The sequence below is a fragment of the Embleya sp. NPDC127516 genome (genome assembly GCF_044765325.1).
In the GTDB taxonomy this organism is placed as follows: domain Bacteria; phylum Actinomycetota; class Actinomycetes; order Streptomycetales; family Streptomycetaceae; genus Embleya.
Genome location: NZ_JBIWJT010000101.1, coordinates 1 through 1,564, shown reverse-complemented (window position 1 = coordinate 1,564; position 1,564 = coordinate 1). Strand labels below are relative to the sequence as shown.

The 1,564-nt window shown below is 68.2% G+C and carries 1 protein-coding gene; it reads right to left on the bottom strand.

Annotated elements, in window-relative coordinates:
• On the bottom strand, positions 1-1,037 hold a 1,037-nt coding region (locus ACIRL2_RS51385), incomplete at its 3' end, for an alkaline phosphatase family protein (RefSeq protein ID WP_402242723.1).
• Positions 1,038-1,564: the final 527 nt, after the last annotated feature.

Below are 1,564 nucleotides of genomic sequence, written 5' to 3'. Positions count from 1 at the left end.
GTACCACCCGACACCGCAACCGCCAACGACACCGCCCGACCCACCACACCCGACTGCGCACCGGGACTCACCACCGACACCGGCGACGGACCACCGTCCTGCCAGACCTCGGTGATCGGTGTCGCGGTCGCGGCCTGGCCCGAGCGCCGGGTGCCGTACATGTCCTCGAACGTGCGCAGCAGGCTGTAGTGGTCCTTGCGGCCCGCGTACTGGCCGGGCTTGACGTGCGCCCCGTACAGGACGGTCGCGATCCGGTTCTCGCTGCGGAAGTTGTCCTCGTCCCAGGTGACCACGAGCAGGCTGTTGTGGGTCTTGGCCCACTCCGCGTAGCCGCTGAGCTTGTTCCGGGTCCAGGTGTCACCCGTGGAGATCCCGCAGGCCGGGTTGAACAGGCGATCGTGCATGTCGTTGCACTGGTTCGGCACGACGTAGGAGATCGTGGGCAGGGTGTTGTAGTCGGTGGGGAAGGCGCTGGCCGGATACGTGGTGGCGGCGGGCACGTTCGCGAACGACAACCACGGATTGTGCTTGCGCGCGTACGAACCACTCGTGCAGGCGCCCGGGTTGGCCGCCGACCAGTCCTCGTTGTAGCTGCCCCACGTGGCGCCCACGTCGATCAGTTGCCTGGCGAGGTTGTCCGCGGTGTACGGCGAGCCGGGCGGCGGACACTCGTCGCCGGTGACGCCCTGCGTGGAACCGGAGAACATCGCCATGTAGTTGGGCTGGCTGGGATGCGTCTCGCCGTGGAAATCGGTGAACGAAGCGCCGCCGGCGGCGAGCTGGTTGATGTACGGGGCCTGCGAATTGCCGATGATCTCCTCGTAGTTGGCGTTCTCGTGCACGACCACCACCACGTGGTCGTAGCGCGGGATGGCGGCGGCGGCCTGCGCCTTCGGGCGGTCGGGAGCGCCGGCCGAGGCGGGGGCGGTCACGGCGGTGATCGCGCCGAGCGCGACCGCGACGGACAACGCGACGAATGTGGCCGATCGGGGCTTGCCCCGGGCCCTCGACCGGGACCCGGATCCGGAGTCGAACATGACCTGGCGCCTCCTTGGGCGTGGACGAAGCGGAATCGCAGCGTGGAATCGGCACCCCGAGGAAGCAACGCCCTTCGCGGGCACCGAGAATGGGTTCACCCCGGCCCGGGGCCGCACGTCCCGCGGTCGACTTCCGTGCCTGGACTGGCCGGGAGAGGGCGGCGTTCCGCCCGCAAGGCCGGATGATCGCGGTCGCACGCCGACCCAGCGCTCATGTACCGATGCCCAAGCGGTGCGGTGCCGGCGCACCCATGTCGGTGCGTCATGAATGCATGCCCGACCGGTATTGGACGCGGGTGAGATCGGCCTCATCTCCTGGAAACATGAATCGACCACGTCCCCAGGCAAGGTCGCACAGTCGTCCACCGATCGGCGGGCACGGACGGCTCGACCGCCTCCGTGCCCTCCGTGCCACCCATGCGACCCGCACCGTGAGGTGCTCTATTTCTTCCGGACAGTGACCCGCGTAGGGTTGTCGAGATTCGGAAATGAGAGAGAACGTGCCACCCAGATATCCGCAGAAGTTC